This is a genomic window from Paracoccus sp. MBLB3053 (assembly GCF_031822435.1).
In the GTDB taxonomy this organism is placed as follows: Bacteria; Pseudomonadota; Alphaproteobacteria; order Rhodobacterales; family Rhodobacteraceae; genus Paracoccus; species Paracoccus aurantius.
Map to the genome: position 1 here is coordinate 1,951,937 of NZ_JAVQLW010000001.1, position 18,793 is coordinate 1,970,729.

The window sequence follows — 18,793 nt, forward strand, 5'->3', positions numbered from 1 at the left end:
CCATGAGCATCGAACGTCTTGAACGCAGGCAGGGGGCGGCGCTGGTGGCGCCGGCCCTGATCTGGACCATCGCCTTTTTCGTTCTTCCATTTGCCGCGATGATCTGGATGTCGCTTACCCATATGGAGGGGCGGCAGGTCGTCAACGAGCCGGGTTTCGGGAATTACCTGCGCATCTTTACGGACCCGTCGCTGTTCCGGGGCATCGTCGTTTCGCTTGAGATCACAAGCATCGTGACGGTCCTTTCGGTCATCCTGGCCTGGCCGCTGGCCTGGATCATCGCGACGCGGGTTCCCGAGCGTTGGCGCAGGCTTGCCCTGCTGCTTGCAGTCCTGCCGTTCTGGACGTCCTATGTCGTGCGATCCTATTCCTGGGCGCTGGTGCTTGGGGAAAACGGCATCGTGATGCAGAGCCTCATCCAGATCGGGTTGCTGGACACCCCGATCCAGATCATGGCGACGCGGGCCGCGACGATCATCGGTTTCGTCCATTTCTTCGTCATGCTGCTGACGCTCACGATATATTCGAATCTCGTCCAGCTTTCGCCGAACTATGCCCGCGCGGCCGAAGACCTTGGCGCGTCGCGCTGGCAGGTGATCCGTCTCGTGATCCTGCCGCTGACCCTGCCAGGCGTCGTGACCGGGGCATTCCTGACGTTCGTCCTATGCATGGGCGACTATATCACGCCGCAGATCCTTGGCGGCAATTCCGAGCTGACCCTGCCGCAACTGATCATGCTGCAACTGGGACGACGTGGCGACTATCCCATGGCTTCGGCACTGGCCGTCGTGCTGATGGTGCTGGTGACTTTGGCTTATGCCGGATGCGCCCGCTGGCTGAAGATGGAGCGGGTGTGATGCGTTATCTGTCCTGGGCCTATATGGCTGTGATCTATCTTTTCATCCTGCTGCCCGTCGGCGCGCTTGTGCTGTTTTCGTTTCAGGATGGGCGCTTGCCGGTGCCGCCGCTCAAGGGGGTGACGCTGGACTGGTATGCCAAGGTCCTTGCGGATCGCGACCTGATGGCCGCGCTTGGCAACTCCTTCCTCGTGGCCATCGGTTCGTCGGCGGTTGCGCTTGTGCTGGGTTTCATGGCCGCGTCGGGATTGTCGCGGGTGGTGCTGCCCGGATCGGTCCTGATGCGCGGTTTGCTGATCGCCCCCATGACGGTCAGCTATCTGATCATCGGACTTGGCCTGCTTCAGGTGTTCAACACTGTCGGGGTCCGGCCTTCCCTGATGGCGACGGGGATCGGGCATGTGGTCATCAACCTGCCGCTTTGCTTTTCGATCATCTACGCCGCGATGGGCGAGCATCAGCGCAATGCCATGCGCGCCGCGCGCGATCTCGGGGCCAGGGAATGGCAGGTGCTCGCGCTGATTTCGGCGCCCATGCTGGCGCCGGCTCTGGCGGCCGCCTTCTTCCTTTCCGTCACCTTCAGCTGGGATGAGTTCATCATCGCCTTCCTGCTGACGCGCTTCGACGTCACGCTGCCGGTCGAGATCTGGTCGATGCTGCGCTCTGGCCTGTCGCCTGCGACCAATGCCATCGGCTCGCTCGTCTTCCTCGTCTCGATCGCCGTGATCGTGACGCTTGAGCTTACCCTTTTCAGAAAGGCGCGCAAATGACCGCCGAAGTCCGTTTTGAAGCCGTCCATCACCGCTTCGGTCAGTTCACCGCTCTGGAGAAGGTCGATCTGACGATCGCACCGGGCGAATTTATCGTGCTGCTGGGGCCATCGGGCTGTGGCAAGACCACGCTTCTGTCGATCCTGGGCGGCTTCCTGACCCCGACCAGCGGCAAGGTTCTGATCAGCGGCAAGGACATGACGCAGGTCCCGCCGCGCCAGCGCCCGACCACGACCATGTTTCAGGACTATGCCTTGTTCCCGCATATGTCTTTGCGGGAAAACGTGGCCTTCGGCCTGCGGATGCGGGGCGTGGGCAAGGCAGATCGCCGGTCCCGCGCGCAGGAGATGCTGGAGATGGTCGGGCTGGGCGACAAGGCGGGCCGCCGCCCGCACGAGCTTTCGGGCGGTCAGCGTCAGCGCGTCGCTCTGGCCCGCGCTCTTGCCGTCTCGCCCGATGTGCTGTTGCTGGACGAGCCTCTGGGGGCGCTTGACCTGAAGTTGCGCCGCCAGATGCAGGATGAACTGAAGGCGATCCAGCGCCGCGTCGGCACGACCTTCGTGCATGTGACCCATGACCAGGAAGAGGCGATGGCGGTCGCGGACCGTATCGTCGTGATGAACCATGGTCGCATCGAACATTGCGGCACGCCCGAGGAAGTTTATCTGCAGCCCGCATCGCTGTTCTCGGCCGGGTTCATGGGGGAAATGAACCGCATCCCCGTGACGGCTTCGAGTTCGGGGGCAGAGACTGCATTCGGACAGCTTGCCCTGCCCATGCCGCAATCGCGCGGGGTGCTGTGCCTGCGACCTGAAAACGTCGGGCTGGCAGGCGATCTGGCACTGGGGCCCGCCCGGCTGGTCGATGCCTCGTTCTTCGGCAGCCATCATCGCTGCCATTTCGAACCGCTGGCCGCGCCCGGCGTCCAGCTTGTCGCCCATCTGCCGCAGGGCAGCCATCCCGCGCCGGGGCAGGAAGTCCAGCTTTACGCAAATCATCCCGTCATCCTGCGCGACGAGGCCGCGGCATGAACCGCGTGCCTGCACAGGACTGGTATCGGATACGAAGGCTTTCCGACGACATCACCTGGATCGACGAACCGTTCATCCGGGAATTTTATCGCTGCAATATCTGGCATGTCCGCGGCCGGGACCGCGACATGCTGGTCGATAGCGGGATGGGGGTCGTGTCGCTGCGTGAATGGGTGCCGCTGGTCACCGAACGCCCGCTGGACGCGGTGGCGAGCCACATGCATTTCGATCATATCGGTTGTCACCACGAATTCGACTGCCGCCTGTGCCATTCGGCCGAGGCCGATATCCTGGCGCGGCCGACACGGCAGAACACGCTGGCCGATCCCTATGTCGAAGACGGGATCTTCGACGCGATGCCGCCGCTGCCCTATCAGTCGGCAACCTATGCGGTGAAGTCCGCTCCGGCGACGCGGGTTCTTGAGGATGGCGACAGAATCGACCTGGGGGACCGAAATTTCGAAGTCATCCATACTCCCGGACATTCCCCGGGCGGGATTGCGTTGTGGGAAGCCGCGACGGGCATCCTCATATCAGGCGACATCGTCTATGACGGGCCGCTGATCGAGGACACCTACCACGCCGACCCCGCCGATTATCTCCGCTCGATGCGGAGGTTGCTGGACCTGCCTGTCAGGGTGGTCCATGGCGGGCATTTCGCGTCCTATTCCGGGCAGCGCCATCGCGAGATTATTCGCACCTGGCTTCAATCGCGCGAAAGCTGAGTGCCCGTCTTGATGTAGCAGACATCTCGGGCGCGCGTCTTCCTCAGACCGGAATGTCCTTTTCCGGATTGCCACATCTCCAGCGCTTGACCGTCCAGTTGGGATGAGTGCCGCTCCATCGCGCGACTTCAAACATCCCGGCCTTGGAACAGGTCGACAAGCTGACATCGCGCGCATCATAGAGCAATGAGAAGTCCTTGCAGTCACCTGCCGGCATCGAACCTTGCAAGCAGGCGGTGATCAATAGTTCAGTGAACATGACCGATCTCTCCACTTGTTAATGCTGCTGACCCCGGGTTGAGCGCGGTCCCGTCCGGCAGAACACGGCGCCGGCTCGCCCGGGCAGGACACCCGTCCTGCAAGGCCAACATGCAACAGCGCATGTGAATCTGGCGTGACCTGAATCGGAATAGGCGGGCGAATAACCGGGTTGCTTAGTGAAAATGGACAAATGGGACATGTGTGCTGCCCTTTCAGGCAGCGCTAACATGGGCCATGACGGCGTTTGGAAATATCCGATGCGCGACTCGGTCTCAGCGCTCGAAGGTTTCGCCCAGCGAAGCGACCGCATTCATCTTCATGCGGGCGCGGTTCGATGAGATCACGCCAAGGATGAGGATCGTCACCAGATAGGGCAGGCTTGCCAGCAATTGCGAGGGCAGATGCCAGCCGACGGCCTGTCCGGTCAGTTCTGCAAGCGAGAGCGCGCCGAACAGGCAGGCGCCGAAGAAGACCCGCCCCGTCATCCAGGTTCCGAAGACGACCAGGGCCAGCGCGATCCAGCCGCGTCCGGCGATGATCCCGTCCGCCCAAAGCGGCGTGTAGACCGTCGCCGCATAGGCGCCCGCGATCCCTGCCATTGCCCCGCCAAAGGCGATGGCGCAGGCGCGCAGGACAAGAACAGGTGTCCCGATGGCCAGTGCGGCATGCGGGTTTTCACCCACCGCGCGGATCAGCAGGCCCAGACGGGTCGCCCGAAACACCCACCAGATCGAAACTGTGGCCAATAGGCCAAGCCAGACCACGATATCTTGCGAGAAGATGCCGCCGATCACGGGCAGCGAGGACAGGCCCGGCAGGCTGATTTCCTTCAATCCCGTGATCGTCAGGCTTTCATAGGGCTTGCCAATCAATGCGGACAATCCCAGCCCGAGAATGCCGATGGCAAGTCCGGCGGCCACCTGGTTCGCGCGCAACCACAGGACCAGCGTCGCAAAGACCAGCGAAAGAGCCGCCCCGCCAAGCGCGGCCAGAACGAAGCCCGCGAAATGTCCGGCGCCAAGATAGACGGAGATGAAGCCGATCGCGGCCCCGAACGCCATCATGCCCTCGACGCCCAGGTTCAGGACGCCCGAGCGCTCGACGACCAATTCGCCCAGGGCGGCCAGCAGGAACGGCATGGCCGCAGCCAGCATGCCCGACAGGATGAACTCGATCGCGCTCATGCCTCGGCTCCCTTACCGAAGACCAGTCGGTAGCGCACGAAGGTCACGCCGCCGAGGTAGAAGACCAGCAGCAAGCCCTGAACGACCCGGACCGCCGCGACCGGGAGGCCAGCAGAAACCATTGCGCTGTCGCCGCCGATGAAAAGCGCCGCCAGCAGGAAGGATGAAAACAGGATGCCGATCGGGTTCAGCCCACCCAGATAGGCCACGATGATCGCCGAATAGCCGTAACCTGTCGACACTGATCGTTGAAGCTGGCCCAGCGGACCGGCGACCTCGGCGGCTCCGGCAAGTCCGGCCGCCGCGCCACCGATCAGCAACGAAAGCCAGATTGCGCGGTTTTCCGAAAAGCCCGCATAGCTCGCGGCGCGCGGGGCCAGTCCGCCCACCAGCAGGCGGTAGCCGCCAAAGCTGTGCTGCATGTAAAGCCAGGCGGCCAGCGTCGCCGCCAGCGCGAACAGAAGCGATATGTTGACCCGCGTGCCCGGCAGAAGGGTCGGCAGCATGGCATCCCACTGGAACATGACGCTTTGCGGGAAATTGAAGCCCGCGGGGTCCTTCCACGGTCCCAGAAGCAGGTAGTTCAAGAGCTGCGCGGCGACCAGGCTCAGCATCAGCGTCACCAGGATCTCGCTCGCATTCAGATGGCTGCGCCAATAGGCCGGGATCGCGGCCCAGAGCATGCCGCCAAGCGCGCCCAGCACCATCATCAGCGGCCAGATCCAGCCCCCGGTTGCGGTCGGAAACCAGATCGGAATGGCCGAGGCAAAGATCGCGCCAAGGATCAGTTGCCCTTCGGCGCCGATATTGAAAACCTTTGCCCGGAACCCGATGGCGAGCCCCTGCGCGATCATGAGCAGGGGCGCCATTTTCAGCAACACTTCCGAAAAGCTGCCCCAGCTCAGGAACGGGTCGATCAGCAGCGCATGCAGTGCCCTGAGCGGCGGAGCGCCCAGAGCCGCGAAGAGCACGCCGCTTGTGACGACACTCAGCGCCAGGGTCGCCAGAATTCCAAACAATGCCGCGCGGGCCGAGGCGCGCTCGCGGCGGATCAGTCTAGCCCGCATGAGCCGTCTCCTTCGCTCCGATCATCCATTCGCCCACTTCCTCTACCGTGGTCTGCGGCAGCGGCAACGAAGGCGACAGACGGCCGTGATGCAGCACATGCAGGCGATCGCAGATCTCGAAAAGTTCTTCGAGTTCCTCCGACACGACAAGCACAGCCTTGCCGGCATTGCGCATCGCGATAAGTCGCTGGCGGATCTGGGCCGAGGCCCCGATGTCGACGCCCCAGGTGGGCTGGGCGACGAAGATAAGATCGGGATCAAGCATGATCTCGCGACCCATGATGAATTTCTGCAGGTTCCCGCCCGAAAGCGAGCCGGCCTCGGCCTTGGGGCCAGAGGCGCGCACGTCGAAATCTGCCATGCATCTGCGGGTGAAATCGGCTTCCTTGCGGCGGTTGATGAGACCACGGCGCACGAGGCCGCGCCGATGCGCGGTCAGCAGGCTGTTGTCGGCCAGCGACATCTCGGGCACCGCACCGCGACCCAGCCTGTCTTCAGGGACAAAGGCAAAGCCCAGCTTGCGCCGGGCGGCGGCCCCCATTCGGCCAACCGGCCGGCCCAGGATGCGGACCACGTCGCGCTTGTCGGCGGTCAGGGAGGTTTCGCCCGAGATCAGAGCGGCCAGTTCGGTTTGACCATTTCCCGAAACGCCCGCAATGCCGACGATTTCGCCGGCACGGACCTGAAGGCTCGGGAGGGAAAGCGACACGCCGAAGGGATCGTCGGACGGATAGGACAGGCCCGCGATGTCCAGCATGACCTTGCCTTCGGGCATGGCTTTCGCGGGCAGGGGGGCCGGCATGGCGCGCCCGATCATCAGGGTGGCCAGCGCGTTGGCGCTATGCGCACGGGGATCGACCTCACCCGCCACGCGGCCCGCGCGCAGGATGGTGGCACGGTCGCACAGCGCGCGGATCTCTTCGAGCTTGTGCGAGATGAACAGGATCGACACCCCGCCGTCGCGCAGCTTGCGCAGGGTCTCGAAAAGCAGTTCGACACTTTGCGGGGCAAGCACCGAGGTCGGCTCGTCAAGGATCAGCAGCTTCGGTTCCAGCATCAGGCAACGCAGGATTTCGACCCGCTGTCGCTCACCCACGGAAAGCGAATGCACGAGCGCGTTGGGATTGACCTCAAGTCCGTATTGCGCGCCGAGGCTGCGGATACGCTGGGCGAGCGCAGCCTTGCGGCCCGGGACGATCAGGGAAATGTTCTCGGTGACGGTCAGTGTCTCGAAGAGCGAGAAATGCTGAAAGACCATGCCGATCCCCAGCCCGCGCGCCTCGGCGGGCGAGCCGGGGCTGACAGGTTTGGCCTGCCACTCCATGCCGCCTTCATCGGGTGTCTCTACCCCGTAGATCAGTTTCATCAGGGTCGATTTTCCCGCCCCGTTCTCACCCAGAATGGCGTGAATGGAATGGGGCATGACATCAAGATCGATGGCCGCGTTGGCGGCCACCGTTCCGTAGGATTTCGAGATGCCGCGAAGGCGCAGAAGCGGCTGCATCGGTTACTTCGGCAGCGGCGTCACGACGCCCTGAACGTGGTAATCCATGGCCAGCACCTGGTCGTCGGGGATGATCGCCCCCGCAGCCGCGACCTCGGTCCCGTCGGCTTTCACGATCGGTCCGGTAAAGGGGTTGAAGCTGCCGTCGGCCATCTTGGCGCGGGCTTCCTCGATCCTGGTCATGGCATCGGCCGGGATGTCGGCGTTCCAGTCGGACACCTTGATCACGCCCTCGGAAATGCCCAGCCAATGCGAAGACCCCTTGAATTCGCCTGCCAGATGCGCCTCGATTTCGGCCTTGAAATAGGGCGCCCAGTCGGTTTCCACGCAGCCAAGATAGGTCTTGGGCGCATAGGATTTCATCGACGAGTTCAGGTTGAAGGCATAGACGCCCGCCTCTTCGCAGGCGGCAATCACCGAAGGCGTGTCCTGCGCGTTCGAGAAGATCACGTCGACACCTTGCGAGATCAGCGCCTTGGCTGCCGATTGTTCCTTGGCCGGGTCGAACCACGAGTTCACCCAGACGACGGACACTTCGATTTCCGGGTCGATGGCGCGCGCGCCCAGTGCAAAGGCGTTGATCGAGGTGATCAGTTCAGGAATGGCGAAGGCCGAAACCGAGCCGAGCTTCTTCGATTTCGTGACGGCTGCGGCCGCCATGCCCATCAGGTAGGTGCCCTCGAAGTTCTTGGCCGCGAAATTCGAGAAATTCGGCGCGACCTGATATCCCGAGGCGTGGATCACCGTCACGTCGGGAAAGCGGCGCGCGAGCTGCAGCGCGCCGTTCTGATAGCCGAATGAGCCCGCGAGCACGAGCTTGTTGCCGTCGGCGACCGTCTTTTGCATGATCCGGTCGGCATCGGGGCCTTCCATGATGTTGTCCAGCACGGTGATGTTGATCGGGGTCGCAATCTCGGCCTTGGCCTTTTCCAGACCCGAAGCCAGCGCGTGGGTCCAGCCGACATCCCCATTCGGCGAAGGGGCGATCAGCGCGACGCCAAGCGGTTCGTCGGCGCGCGCCATTTTCGGCAGGCCAAGGGCGGCGGCACCGGCAAGTGCGGCTCCGGTGGTCAGGAACTGACGGCGATTTTGGGACATCCTGGCTAATCCTTCAGAACAGGGTGGAATTCAGAACCGTTTCGGCCTGGGCAAACAGGCGCTGTTCGTCCAGTCCGGGGAACTCGCCGTTCTCCCAGACGATGCGACCGTTGATCATGGTCAGATCGGTCGCCATGCCGACACCGACCTTGGCGATCAGGCTTTGCGGATCATGGCGTGTGCCGATGTAATCCATCCGCCGGGTGTCGATGGCGAAAAGATCCGCCGCCATGCCGGGGGCGAGCGTGCCGATGTCGTCCCGTCCAAGGCAAGAGGCTCCGCCTTCGGTCGCGTAGCGCAGGAAGGCCGAGGGCAGGGGCACGGGGTGGCTGCGGCCAGAGGCCGCGAGAGATTGCAGCATGTAGCCGGAATGAATGCAGTGCATCAGGTTCGAATTGTCGTTCGATGCAGCACCATCTGCGCCAAGGCTGATCCTCACGCCCGCCGCGTCCATTGCCGGAATGTCAGTGACCTCGGCCCCGACAAGATAGACCGGCTCGGGGCAATGCGACACGCCGGTACCGCTTTTCGCCAAGCGGGCGATCTCGGCCGGGGTCAATTCCCAGCAATGGGCATAGAAGGTGTCTTGCCCGGCAAAACCGATCTTTTCCAGATAGTCGATCGTGCGCATCCCGAAGCGCGCCTCGATGACCGGGCTTTCGCCTTCGCCCGCATGGGTGTGCAGGATGACGCCCTTGTCACGGGCCAGACGGACGGATTCGGTGAAACTCTCGGTATAGCAGTTCACAGGCTGGCAAGGGGCGATGGCCACCTGCCGCATGCTGAACCGCTCCGCGTCGTGATAGCCGTCGATCAGGCGCGCACAGTCCGAGATGAAACCGTCCGTCGTTTCAAGCATCTCGTCCGGAATGGTCGAGCCTTCGGATTTCGGCAGCGTATTGCCGCCGCGTCCGGCGTGAAAGCGCATGCCCAGAAGTTCGGCAGCCTCGAACTGGCGGTCGACGATGCGCGAGCCGGCATGGCGTGGAAAGCAGTACTGATGGTCGAATGCGGTCGTGCAACCATGCTTGATCAGTTCGGCCATGGCCGTGACCGAACTGTGGTAGAAACAGTCTTCGGTCAGGCGGGCGAAGATCGGATAGATCGTGTCCAGCCATTCGATCAGCGAAAGCCGCGTCCAGTCCAGTTCGACACGGTTGCGCACGAAGGTCTGGAAGAAATGGTGATGGGTGTTGACGAGGCCGGGATAGAGAAACCACCCCGTGGCGTCGATGACGCGGCACCCATCGGGAGCGACCAGATCATGGCCGATGGCGGTAATCGCCGGACCATCCGTGAGCAGGTCGGCGTCCCGAATGACAGCGGCGTTGCTTGAAGGGACGATCGCCGCGCAGTTGCGAAACAGGACGGACATCAGCAGGCCGCCGCCCCCCCGACCTCGTGGCCCGGCTCGGGGCTGAGATCATGCAGGCGATGGATGCCGGGCATCTCGACAAAGCCCGGAAGCGAACGGATCGCCCGCATCCAGAGCCGGATCGAGGGGTAATCGTCAAGGCTGATCCCGCCATCGGGCGCCAGCGCGACATGCGGAAAGATCAGGATATCCGCGATGGTCGGCTTTTCCCCCGTCAGGAAGGCATGGCCGGAAATGCGCGCCTCGGTCAGCGTGGCTTCAAGGATGCGCAGCCACATCACGCCATCAGCCTGCATCGTGGCAAGGTCGCCGGGTTGGCTCAGCATCTCGTGAAGGCGCGCGCCGCCAAGGCTTGCCGCGAAATGCCCCGCGCGTGAGATCCATTCCTGGCCAACGGCCCCCCGGCCCAGCCATTCGGGCGCATCGCCCGCCAGATGGGTCAGGATCGCGGCGGGCTCGGTCAGGATCAGCGCCTCGTCGACCAGGACCGGAATCGTCCCCGCCGGATTGATCCGGCGGAAGGCGGCGCCGCGCTGTTCGGCGCCGGGATGGAAATCCACCGCCACGGTTTCAAGTGGTTTGCCCAGCAAGGATGCCATCAGGCGGGCCGTGTAGCATTCGGGCGAAAGGATATAGTCGTAAAGGATCATGCTGCCACTACCTGTGCGCCAAAGGTGATGCCATTGCGCTTGAGCCAGCGGCGATAGGCGATCGAGGTCATGTCCGCGCGCGTCGGCGTTTCCATGCCGGGGTCCAGCGGCAGCTTGCGCGGCAACTGGTTTTCAAGGATCGAACGGTCCTGCAGGAAGATCATCTGCTGGAACTGGATCAGGTCGGCCATGGGCGATGTGTCGTCGAACAGTGCCATCCAGGGCCAGACCTCGCAAAGCTCTTCGGTCAGCGGCTGGACGAACAGCGCGATCACATCCCATTCGCCCGGCATTGGCGGAGAGGTCTTGTAAAGCACCGAACAGGTCGGGTGCGGCACGCGATACATGTAATCCGTCTCGATCCCGCCCTCGGCCGATTTCGCGGCCTGCGGCTGGTAGAAGCGGACCTTGGTCGCCCATACCTCGTCCACCTCGTCGCGGATCTGGACTTCGTAGCGATAGACTTCGGTATGGGGTTCCGAGCCCAGGATATCAGTATGGACAAAAGGGAAATGCGCGATGTCGAGAAAGTTCTCTACCGCCCGCAGCGGCGAGCACTTCACCCGAACGCTGCCCACGTCGACAAGGCGGCGACCGGGCTGTTCCGCTTCGGGAAGCGGGAAAAGGTCGCCCGGTTCGCCAAGCGAGGTCCAGACATGGCCATAGGCGATCTTAACGGGCAGGGTGCGACCCCCGAGCGTTTCGACGACGGGCTGATCGTCCTCGCCGCGAACCCGGATCGCTTCGCCCAAAAGCAGGGTTTCCCGACCGGGGGCCGCAGGAAGCATCGCTGCAATGGCGACGGGGAACCATTCGTTGCGAATATCGCGGCTCATGCGGCGGTCTCCTTTGCGGTCGCTTCGATGTCGCGGCGCAGGATTTCCAGCGCACGCGAGGCGGCAATCCTGCCGGCCGGGTCCGAGGCCGGGATCAGGACGTGAAGCATGGTCTGCTCGCCCGCATCCTGAAGCGCGATGGTCAGCGGCGATAGCAGGCCGGGCAGGCTGACGGTGCCCATTTCCTCGAAGCTTAGCGCGCTTCGCACGGCCTTTATCCGCGCGGCCACGGGAAGCGAGCGCAGCGGCTCGACCGCGCCGGGATCGCTGGGCAGGGTCTCGGTTCCGGCAGGCGCGACCCAGATCACCCCGCCCAATTCCGTGCATGCCACCGCGCCCGCGCGGATCGCGGCTGGTGGTTCCAGATCAGGATGGGCCGGGATCTTGCGGCACTGGCCCGCACCGTCATAGCGCCATCCGTGATAGATGCAGGACAGCATCTCGCCGCGCACGAAGCCATGCGACAGGCGCATGCCGCGATGCGGGCAGCGATCGTGGAACGCGGATACGCGCCCCGAGGCGCCGCGCCAGACGGCCAGTTCGCCCAATTCCGTCCGCGCGGGCATCGCCGTGGCGGGCAAGAGATCGGGGGCAAGGGCGACGGGTGTCCAGCTTGGCATGGGGTGACTCGTGATGGTTGGCGTGACGATAGGGTTGCTCTGCGCGGGGGGAAGTCGGCGGCCCGTTTTCCGGGCCGTTCGACGCCGCATTTTTCAAATTGCTGATAATCTGTGCAGTGCAGCAGGGTCAGGACATGGCGGTGACAGGATGTCGTTCGATTGTTTCGACCCAGGTTTCGGCCGGCCCCAGCGTGCAACCCATTTCCATCGCGTCGATCAGGTCCGGAGGGCCCTTCACGCTGATGTCAATCCGCTCGGATGTTTCGCTGAGGAACGTGACGCCAAGCCCGAGTCGCCCGGCATGGCGGGAAATCCAGGGCCTGAAGGCGGCCGGAGCGAGCTGTCCCATGATCACGAAACGCTCGACAGAAATTGCAGGGGCAGATGTCATGAACTTGCCGAATTCGTCGGGGTCGTGGCCTGTTATACCATTCATTCGCGTCTGAACAGGGCAGGTGACGCAAGGGCGTTTTTGCTCGCGCCACTATCGGTGGCACTCTCGCCGAATGGGGGCGTGCCCGAAAATATGACCGTATAGGGGGATTGGGTGAGAGGCTGGACAACGACCCAAGCGGGGCTCGTTACGGCTGCTTCCTTCCGGACCTGACCGGGTTGGCGAGGCGCTCACCCGCGCCAACCTCTCGCGGCCTAGATAAGCGGCAACAGCGACGGATGCAAGCACTTCGCCGCAGTTAAAGATGCAGCCGCATGGCAAGAAAGCCGTCGACCCCCGTTCCGAGGCAATCGATGCGAAGTCTGAGCCGGTCCAGATGGGATTTTGCGCCCGGTCCGGTGTGAAAAACCACCGTCGTTTCAGGCATGGGTTTGAAGCGCCAGCCCAGGTCACCATCAGGCGCGACCACGCGATGATGCGAGACATAGCGGCGCAGCACGTCACGCATGCGCTGGCACCCATCGACGAGAACGGGTCGACCGGCGGCTGTCGCTGCGAAGAAACCGCTATCGGCAAGCCTGTAGCTGTTGGTTGCCAATATGAACTGCTGGTCATCCCGCACCGGGGCGCCGTCGTGGCGGAGTTCGGTGATCCGGCCTGAATCAAGAACATTCCGTCGGCCATCGGTGCGATAGCTCGGTGGACGGGACAGGTCGATCTGCCAGTTGAGTCCGTCGATGAGATCGAAATTGTAGCTGGGGAAATCTGGGTCGATCAGCGGCGCATCCTGAGCGCCTGGCGTGATCTGAAGGAACTGGCTGGCTGAGCGTTCGAGCCAGTCCCGCACACCCGCCCCGTTGATCAGAATCGCGCGAAGGTGGTTGGGAAACAGGTAGAGATCGGCGAGATTGCGCATGGTCAGGCGCCCATCCGCGACATCCGTGTAATGATCCGGTCCACCGCGCCCCCCGGCGCGGAACGGGGCAGCGGCCGAGAGGATCGGCAGGTCTTGCCAGGCAGTGCCGCGCAGCGCCTTGCGGACCTGCCAGCGCTGCGCCATGGCCACGAGCCGCAAGGCGCTGTCATGCCCGATAAGCGTGAAGTGGCTGGCAAGCGGAATTCTTGCCCGACCGACATGGCGCCGGAAATGGCGCAATGTTCGGTGATGGGCGGGAGATAGTGCGGCTACTACAGCTTCATGTTCGTCAAGGTCATCGACGGGCAGGGCGCGGCTGTCGTGCTGAACGACCTTCCATCTTTCGCTGCCCGGCGGGCGGTGAATTTCGAGATCGACCACTCCCAGATGTGATCCCCAGAAACCCGGCATGACCGCGGGTTTTCCGGCCAATGTGCCTGCCTTGCTGTCTATTCCCGGCCCCGAGGGGTGATCGGGGGCGGGAAAGACGCGATGGGTGTGGCCCGCGATGATCGCGTCAATTCCCGGTAGCGCGGCCAGCGCCGTCGCGGCGTTTTCCATCATCGGGGCGGGTTCGCGCTCTGCGATCCCGCTATGGGCAAGGGCTATGATCAGATCGGCACCTTGCGACGTCAGGGTCGCAATGCCTTCGCGCGCGGCGACGAGGATATCGGAAATGGCAATTTCCGCGCGAAGTTCGGGCTGCCAGGCGACGGTCTGCGGCGGCAGGAAGCCCAGAATGCCGATCGACACTTCCCGGCTCGCGCCGCGCGTGTCGACGACCCTTCTGTGCAGGAGCAGATGTCTGGCAATGCCAAGGCTTCGCGAAGCGGTCAGATTCGTCGAGACGACCGGAAAGCGGGCCCCGTCCAGCGCGCGCTTGAGGAAGGGCAGGCCAAAGCTGAAATCGTGATTGCCCAGCGTGGCGGCGTCATAGCCCATCAGGTTCATCGCCATGATCGCCGCATGTTCGCCGTGCCAGGTTTCGGGCGGGATTTCCGCCAGATAATCGCCCATGGCGCTGCCTTGAAGCATGTCGCCATTGTCGAGAAGCAGGCAGTTGGCACGGGTCCGTCGCTGCGATTCGATCAGCGAGGCGAGGCGTGCGAGGCCGATTCTGGGCGAGCGGCGTCCGGTGAAGTAGTCGAATCCCAGCAGATGCATGTGCAGATCGGTCGTCGCCATGATCCTGAACAGGACCGTTGCACAGGCATCCCGCCTTGCTGACTGGGGAAGGGGTGGCTCCATGCCGACAGTGTTGCGGCAATATCGTGCACTATGCAACCTGTGATTGTGTCCGGCGATTGGGCGCCGGTTCTCGACCTGCCGCACTTGCATTGCTGCGGATGATCCCTTTTAACGGGGTCATTCTTCAATCTGCCCGGTGCCCAATGAAATTCTCAACTCGCCAGGATACCGACCTTTCTGCCGAGGTGATGTTCGCTGCGATCAGCGACTTTCCCATGCTTGAGCGCATGCTCGTGCGCCGTGGTGCCGTCGTGCGCCGGCTGGACAGGGAGCCGTCAGGCCATGTCGGCAATGCCTGGGCAATCAGCTTCGACTGGAGGGGACGGCAGCGCGATCTGCGCCTTGAGGTGACGACGTTCCAGCCCAAGGAATTGATCGTGATGTCGGGCCAGTCCGAGCAGTTCCTGATCTCGATCCAGATGACGGTTGTCGCGCTTTCGCCCAGCAAGTCGCGATTGATCTTCGAGGTTGACGTGCAGCCGCGCGGCATGAAGGCGCGCCTGCTTCTGCAGACCGCCAAGCTTGGCAAGGGTCAGCTCGATCGCAAGTTCGCGCTTCGGATCGAAGAATTCATCACAAGGGCCGCCGTCGGCTGACCTGCCGACTGCGGCCTATGGCAGCGCCGGTCAGGCCGAAAGTGCGATCTGCTGTTCCGCGCGCAGGGGATCGGCCGGGTAGACCCCAAGGATCTCCATGCTCGAGGTGAAGTAGCGCAGTTCCTCAAGCGCGCGGGCAACGGCCGGGTCCTCGGGATGTCCCTCGATATCGGCGTAGAACTGGGTCGCCGTGAAGATCCCGTCGACCATGTAGCTTTCCAGCTTGGTCATGTTGATCCCGTTCGTCGCGAAGCCGCCGAGCGCCTTGTAAAGCGCGGCAGGGATGTTGCGCACCCGGAAGACGAACGTCGTCATCATCACGTCGCCGCCCCGGACGTTCTGGCGGCGCGTATAATCGGGCTCGCTCGCCATGATGAGAAAGCGGGTCGTATTGTTCTGCCGGTCCTCGATCCCCTCAGCCAGAACATCGAGCCCGTAGATTTCGCCGGCAAGCGGCGCGGCAAGTGCCGCCAGCGACTTTTCGCCGCGGCGGGCGACTTCAAGCGCCGATCCTGCCGTGTCCGCCCCCACGATTCCGTGGATCTGATGTTGCCGCAGGAAGCCTCGGCACTGGCCCAGTAGGACCGGATGGCTCATCGCCTCCTTGACGTCCGCGATCTGGGTTCCGGGAACGCCGAGCAGGCTGATGCGCACGCGCACGAATCCCTCGTCGACAATGTGCAAGCCGCTTTCCGGCAGCAGGTGGTGGATGTCTGCAACCCTGCCATAGGTGGAGTTTTCGACTGGCAGCATCGCCAGTTCCGCGCGGCCCTGGCGGACGGCGTCGATCGTGTCCTCGAACGTGCGGCAGGGCAGGGCCTCCATATGCGGCCTGTAGAATCGGCAGGCCTGGTGGCTGTAGGCGCCCGGTTCACCCTGGAATGCGATCACGTTCTTGGTCATGTCGAAGCCTCAATTCCGGCCGTTGCGGGGATGCACCCCCCACGCGGCCTGTTCCATGCGAAGGCACAACTATACCTTGATCCAACAGAACAAAAGCGCCTAGATACCCATGTTCCACGGACAGGCCGCAACAGGGATCCGCAGATATGTTCGATACCATGACCATCACCAAGGCAGCCGGAGCTTTCATCGGTGCGCTTCTGTTCCTTCTGCTGATGAATTGGGCAGCATCGGGCATTTTCCATGTCGGCTCCTCGGGCCATGGCGAGGAGGAGCATGCGCAGGCCTACACGATCCCGGTGGAATCCGCCGGAGACGATGGCGAGGTGGTGGACGAAGGACCGGATTTCGAAGTGGTCTACGCTTCGGCCGATGCAGCGGCGGGCGAGAAGGTGTTCGGCAAGTGCAAGGCCTGCCACAAGCTTGACGGCAGCGATGGCGTCGGTCCGCACCTGAACGGCGTCGTCGGTCGGACAGTCGCGAGTGTCGGAGGCTTTTCCTATTCCGACGGGATGCAGGCGCATGGCGGCGATTGGACACCTGCGGCGCTGCAGGAATTCCTCACGAGCCCGAAATCGGTCGTGAAGGGCACGAAGATGGCCTTCAATGGCCTGCCCAAGATCGAAGATCGCGCGAATCTGATCGCCTATCTCGAAAGCCAGCAGTAAGCCTTGTGCGCTTGCCGAATGTCAGGGCGTCCCATGGGGCGCCCTTTTGCATTTGGCATTTGTGTCGCCGGATCACGCATTTGCATGTTGAACACTGCGGTTCGGCTGCTAGCCTGTTGGCAGGCTGGTCCCTGCCGGACCGGAAGATGGACAAGAGGATCAGCAAGACCCCATGAAGATGCGAATGTTGCGACATGCCCCGATGGTTGCCCTTCTGGCCTTGCTGCCGGGCTATGCGATCGGACAAGAGCAACCTGCTTCGACGGCGGTCGAGCCTTCTGCAACCACACCGAAGAAAACGGTCGTCTCGCATGGCATCTCGACTTTCGGGGCGCCGGAACTGCCGGCGGATTACAAGCATCTGCCCTATGTGAACCCCGATGCGCCCAAGGGGGGCGAGATTTCGGAATGGGCGCTTGGCGGGTTCGACAGCTACAACCCCTTCACCCATCGGGGCCGCGCCGGGCCGCTTTCGGTCATCATGCTGGAACGGCTTATGGAGGATTCGCAGGATGAACGCGGTTCGTCCTATTGCCTGATCTGCGAGACGATCGAATATCCGGAAAGCCGCGACTGGGTCATTTTCCACCTCCGGCCCGAGGCGAAATTTTCTGATGGCACGCCTCTGACGGCGCATGACGTGCTTTTTTCATTCGAGTTGCTGCGCGACAAAGGGCTGTCTTCTTATCGCACGGGTATTGCCAAGATGGTCGCCAAGGCCGAGGTGATCGACCCCCATACAATCAAGTTCATGTTCCAGACCGGTTATCCCCGCCGCGACGTGATCCAGCAGGTGGGTAGCCAGATTGTCTTCTCGCGGGAAGATTTCCGCAAGAACAAGCGCGACATCGAGCAAAGCTCGGACAAGCCGTTCCTCGGCTCGGGGCCATACATGTTCGATTCGGCCGAGATGGGTCGCTCGATGACGGTGAAGCGCAACCCGGATTACTGGGCCAAGGATCTGCCGATCAATGTCGGACGCCACAATTTCGACCGTATCCGACTGGAATATTTCGGCGATTACGACAGCGCCTTCGAAGCATTCAAGGCCGGCGTCTACACGTTCCGCAACGAGGTTTCGTCGATCCATTGGGCGACGCGCTACGATTTCCCGTCGCTGAAGGACGGGACCGTGAAACAGGAGGTCCTGCCGCGCGGCGATATCGCAAGTGGACAGGCCTGGGTTTTCAACCTTCGCCGATCCAAGTTCCAGGACATCCGTGTGCGCGAGGCCATCGGGCTGGTCTTCAATTTCGAGTGGTCGAACGAGACGCTTTTCTACGGTCTGAACACGCGGGTGAATTCGTTCTGGGACAATAGCGACCTTGCCGCGACCGGCAAGCCCTCGGAGGCCGAGCTTGCGCTTCTGAAGCCCCTGGCCAAGGATCTGCCGCCCGGTGTGCTGACCGATGATGCCGTCACGCAACCCGTCGCGGGCAAGACACAGCTTGATCGGGGCAACTTGCGCAAGGCCTCGGCGCTTCTTGACGATGCGGGATGGAAGGTCGGCCCGGACGGGCTGCGCCGCAATGCCAAGGGCGAGATCCTGAAGCTTGAAATCCTCAATGACAATCAAAGCTTCGATCGCATCATCAACCCATACGTCCAGAACCTGCGCGCGCTTGGGATAGATGCGGTCAATGCCCGCGTCGACGATGCCGAGATGACCAACCGCACCCGCAGCCATGACTTCGACATGGTGACCGACAGCCTTGGCCAAAGCTTCTACATCAGCGGCGGCACCGAGCAGGTTTTCGGCTCGGAAAATACGGCGGATGTCTTCAACCCGATGGGGCTGGCCAATCCGGCCATCGATGCGCTCATCAAGAAAGGCATCGAAGCCACCTCGCAGGACGAGATGGATACCACCATCCATGCACTGGACCGCGCATTGCGCGCGCTGCGGTTCTGGGTGCCGCAATGGTACAAGGCCGATTACACGATTGCCTATTACGACATATTCGGTCACCCCGAGAACATGCCCGCCTATGCGTTGGGTGAACTTGATTTCTGGTGGTATGACGCGGATAAGGCAGAAAAGCTGAAACAATCCGGCGCACTGCGCTGACCCTGCAGGCCGGGCAAGACTA

19 protein-coding genes and 1 other RNA gene are annotated in these 18,793 nt (G+C 62.8%); 7 read left to right on the forward strand and 13 right to left on the reverse strand.

Features of this window, described 5'->3' with window-relative positions; genetic code table 11:
• Window positions 1-2 precede the first annotated feature (2 nt).
• From RGQ15_RS09765 to RGQ15_RS09780, 4 genes are read left to right on the forward strand one after another with little or no spacing between them, the layout of a single operon-like run.
• Window positions 3-857, forward strand: coding sequence for an ABC transporter permease (locus RGQ15_RS09765; protein WP_311160026.1), 855 nt, complete (start codon window positions 3-5; stop codon window positions 855-857).
• Window positions 857-1,627, forward strand: a complete 771-nt coding sequence (locus tag RGQ15_RS09770; RefSeq protein ID WP_311160027.1) for an ABC transporter permease — start codon at window positions 857-859, stop codon at window positions 1,625-1,627. Before RGQ15_RS09765 ends, RGQ15_RS09770 begins: the two co-directional genes overlap by 1 nt.
• The gene (locus RGQ15_RS09775; protein ID WP_311160028.1) at window positions 1,624-2,658 is read left to right on the forward strand and encodes an ABC transporter ATP-binding protein; all 1,035 of its coding nucleotides are present in this window, start codon (window positions 1,624-1,626) and stop codon (window positions 2,656-2,658) included. Before RGQ15_RS09770 ends, RGQ15_RS09775 begins: the two co-directional genes overlap by 4 nt.
• Window positions 2,655-3,383 (forward strand): MBL fold metallo-hydrolase, encoded by a 729-nt coding sequence (locus RGQ15_RS09780; RefSeq protein ID WP_311160030.1) that lies wholly within the window; start codon window positions 2,655-2,657, stop codon window positions 3,381-3,383. Before RGQ15_RS09775 ends, RGQ15_RS09780 begins: the two co-directional genes overlap by 4 nt.
• A gap of 43 nt (window positions 3,384-3,426) precedes the next feature.
• Here RGQ15_RS09780 and RGQ15_RS09785 read toward each other — a convergent pair whose 3' ends face one another.
• The 12 genes from RGQ15_RS09785 to RGQ15_RS09840 form a co-directional block, all read right to left on the reverse strand.
• Window positions 3,427-3,642, reverse strand: coding sequence for a hypothetical protein (locus RGQ15_RS09785; RefSeq protein ID WP_311160031.1), 216 nt, complete (start codon window positions 3,640-3,642; stop codon window positions 3,427-3,429).
• Between the two features lie 274 nt (window positions 3,643-3,916).
• Window positions 3,917-4,828 (reverse strand): ABC transporter permease, encoded by a 912-nt coding sequence (locus tag RGQ15_RS09790; protein ID WP_311160032.1) that lies wholly within the window; start codon window positions 4,826-4,828, stop codon window positions 3,917-3,919.
• On the reverse strand, window positions 4,825-5,895 hold the full coding sequence (locus RGQ15_RS09795) for an ABC transporter permease (protein ID WP_311160033.1): 1,071 nt from the start codon (window positions 5,893-5,895) through the stop codon (window positions 4,825-4,827). Before RGQ15_RS09795 ends, RGQ15_RS09790 begins: the two co-directional genes overlap by 4 nt.
• Window positions 5,885-7,399, reverse strand: a complete 1,515-nt coding sequence (locus RGQ15_RS09800) for an ABC transporter ATP-binding protein (RefSeq protein ID WP_311160034.1) — start codon at window positions 7,397-7,399, stop codon at window positions 5,885-5,887. The genes RGQ15_RS09795 and RGQ15_RS09800 overlap by 11 nt, the downstream gene beginning before the upstream one ends.
• 3 nt (window positions 7,400-7,402) lie before the next feature.
• Window positions 7,403-8,497, reverse strand: a complete 1,095-nt coding sequence (locus RGQ15_RS09805; RefSeq protein WP_311160035.1) for a BMP family ABC transporter substrate-binding protein — start codon at window positions 8,495-8,497, stop codon at window positions 7,403-7,405.
• 13 nt (window positions 8,498-8,510) lie between these two features.
• On the reverse strand, window positions 8,511-9,872 hold the full coding sequence (locus RGQ15_RS09810) for an amidohydrolase (RefSeq protein WP_311160036.1): 1,362 nt from the start codon (window positions 9,870-9,872) through the stop codon (window positions 8,511-8,513).
• Window positions 9,872-10,522 carry a glutathione S-transferase family protein gene (locus RGQ15_RS09815; RefSeq protein ID WP_311160037.1) on the reverse strand — a complete coding sequence of 217 codons (651 nt, stop codon included), beginning with the start codon at window positions 10,520-10,522 and terminating at the stop codon, window positions 9,872-9,874. The genes RGQ15_RS09810 and RGQ15_RS09815 overlap by 1 nt, the downstream gene beginning before the upstream one ends.
• A complete protein-coding gene (locus RGQ15_RS09820; RefSeq protein WP_311160038.1) occupies window positions 10,519-11,358 on the reverse strand; it encodes an aromatic ring-hydroxylating dioxygenase subunit alpha in 840 nt (279 codons plus the stop codon). The genes RGQ15_RS09815 and RGQ15_RS09820 overlap by 4 nt, the downstream gene beginning before the upstream one ends.
• Entirely contained in the window at window positions 11,355-11,978 is a 624-nt protein-coding gene (locus tag RGQ15_RS09825) for a Rieske (2Fe-2S) protein (RefSeq protein WP_311160039.1), read from the reverse strand. Before RGQ15_RS09825 ends, RGQ15_RS09820 begins: the two co-directional genes overlap by 4 nt.
• Window positions 11,979-12,105: 127 nt before the next feature.
• Window positions 12,106-12,414, reverse strand: coding sequence for an acylphosphatase (locus RGQ15_RS09830; RefSeq protein ID WP_311160040.1), 309 nt, complete (start codon window positions 12,412-12,414; stop codon window positions 12,106-12,108).
• A gap of 110 nt (window positions 12,415-12,524) precedes the next feature.
• Window positions 12,525-12,621: signal recognition particle sRNA small type (gene ffs, locus RGQ15_RS09835), an RNA gene on the reverse strand.
• A gap of 49 nt (window positions 12,622-12,670) precedes the next feature.
• Window positions 12,671-14,536 carry a bifunctional 2',3'-cyclic-nucleotide 2'-phosphodiesterase/3'-nucleotidase gene (locus tag RGQ15_RS09840; protein WP_409201313.1) on the reverse strand — a complete coding sequence of 622 codons (1,866 nt, stop codon included), beginning with the start codon at window positions 14,534-14,536 and terminating at the stop codon, window positions 12,671-12,673.
• A 143-nt stretch (window positions 14,537-14,679) separates the two neighbouring features.
• Here RGQ15_RS09840 and RGQ15_RS09845 point away from each other — a divergent pair, with 143 nt between their 5' ends.
• Window positions 14,680-15,132: a hypothetical protein gene (locus RGQ15_RS09845; protein ID WP_311160042.1), complete on the forward strand. Its 453-nt coding sequence runs from the start codon at window positions 14,680-14,682 to the stop codon at window positions 15,130-15,132.
• A 30-nt stretch (window positions 15,133-15,162) separates the two neighbouring features.
• Here the strand turns inward: RGQ15_RS09845 and RGQ15_RS09850 are convergent, their stop codons facing one another.
• The gene (locus tag RGQ15_RS09850; RefSeq protein ID WP_311160043.1) at window positions 15,163-16,035 is read right to left on the reverse strand and encodes a prephenate dehydratase; all 873 of its coding nucleotides are present in this window, start codon (window positions 16,033-16,035) and stop codon (window positions 15,163-15,165) included.
• Between the two features lie 146 nt (window positions 16,036-16,181).
• Here RGQ15_RS09850 and RGQ15_RS09855 point away from each other — a divergent pair, with 146 nt between their 5' ends.
• Window positions 16,182-16,703: a c-type cytochrome gene (locus tag RGQ15_RS09855; RefSeq protein WP_311160044.1), complete on the forward strand. Its 522-nt coding sequence runs from the start codon at window positions 16,182-16,184 to the stop codon at window positions 16,701-16,703.
• A gap of 184 nt (window positions 16,704-16,887) precedes the next feature.
• Window positions 16,888-18,771, forward strand: coding sequence for an extracellular solute-binding protein (locus tag RGQ15_RS09860; protein WP_311160045.1), 1,884 nt, complete (start codon window positions 16,888-16,890; stop codon window positions 18,769-18,771).
• Window positions 18,772-18,793: the final 22 nt, after the last annotated feature.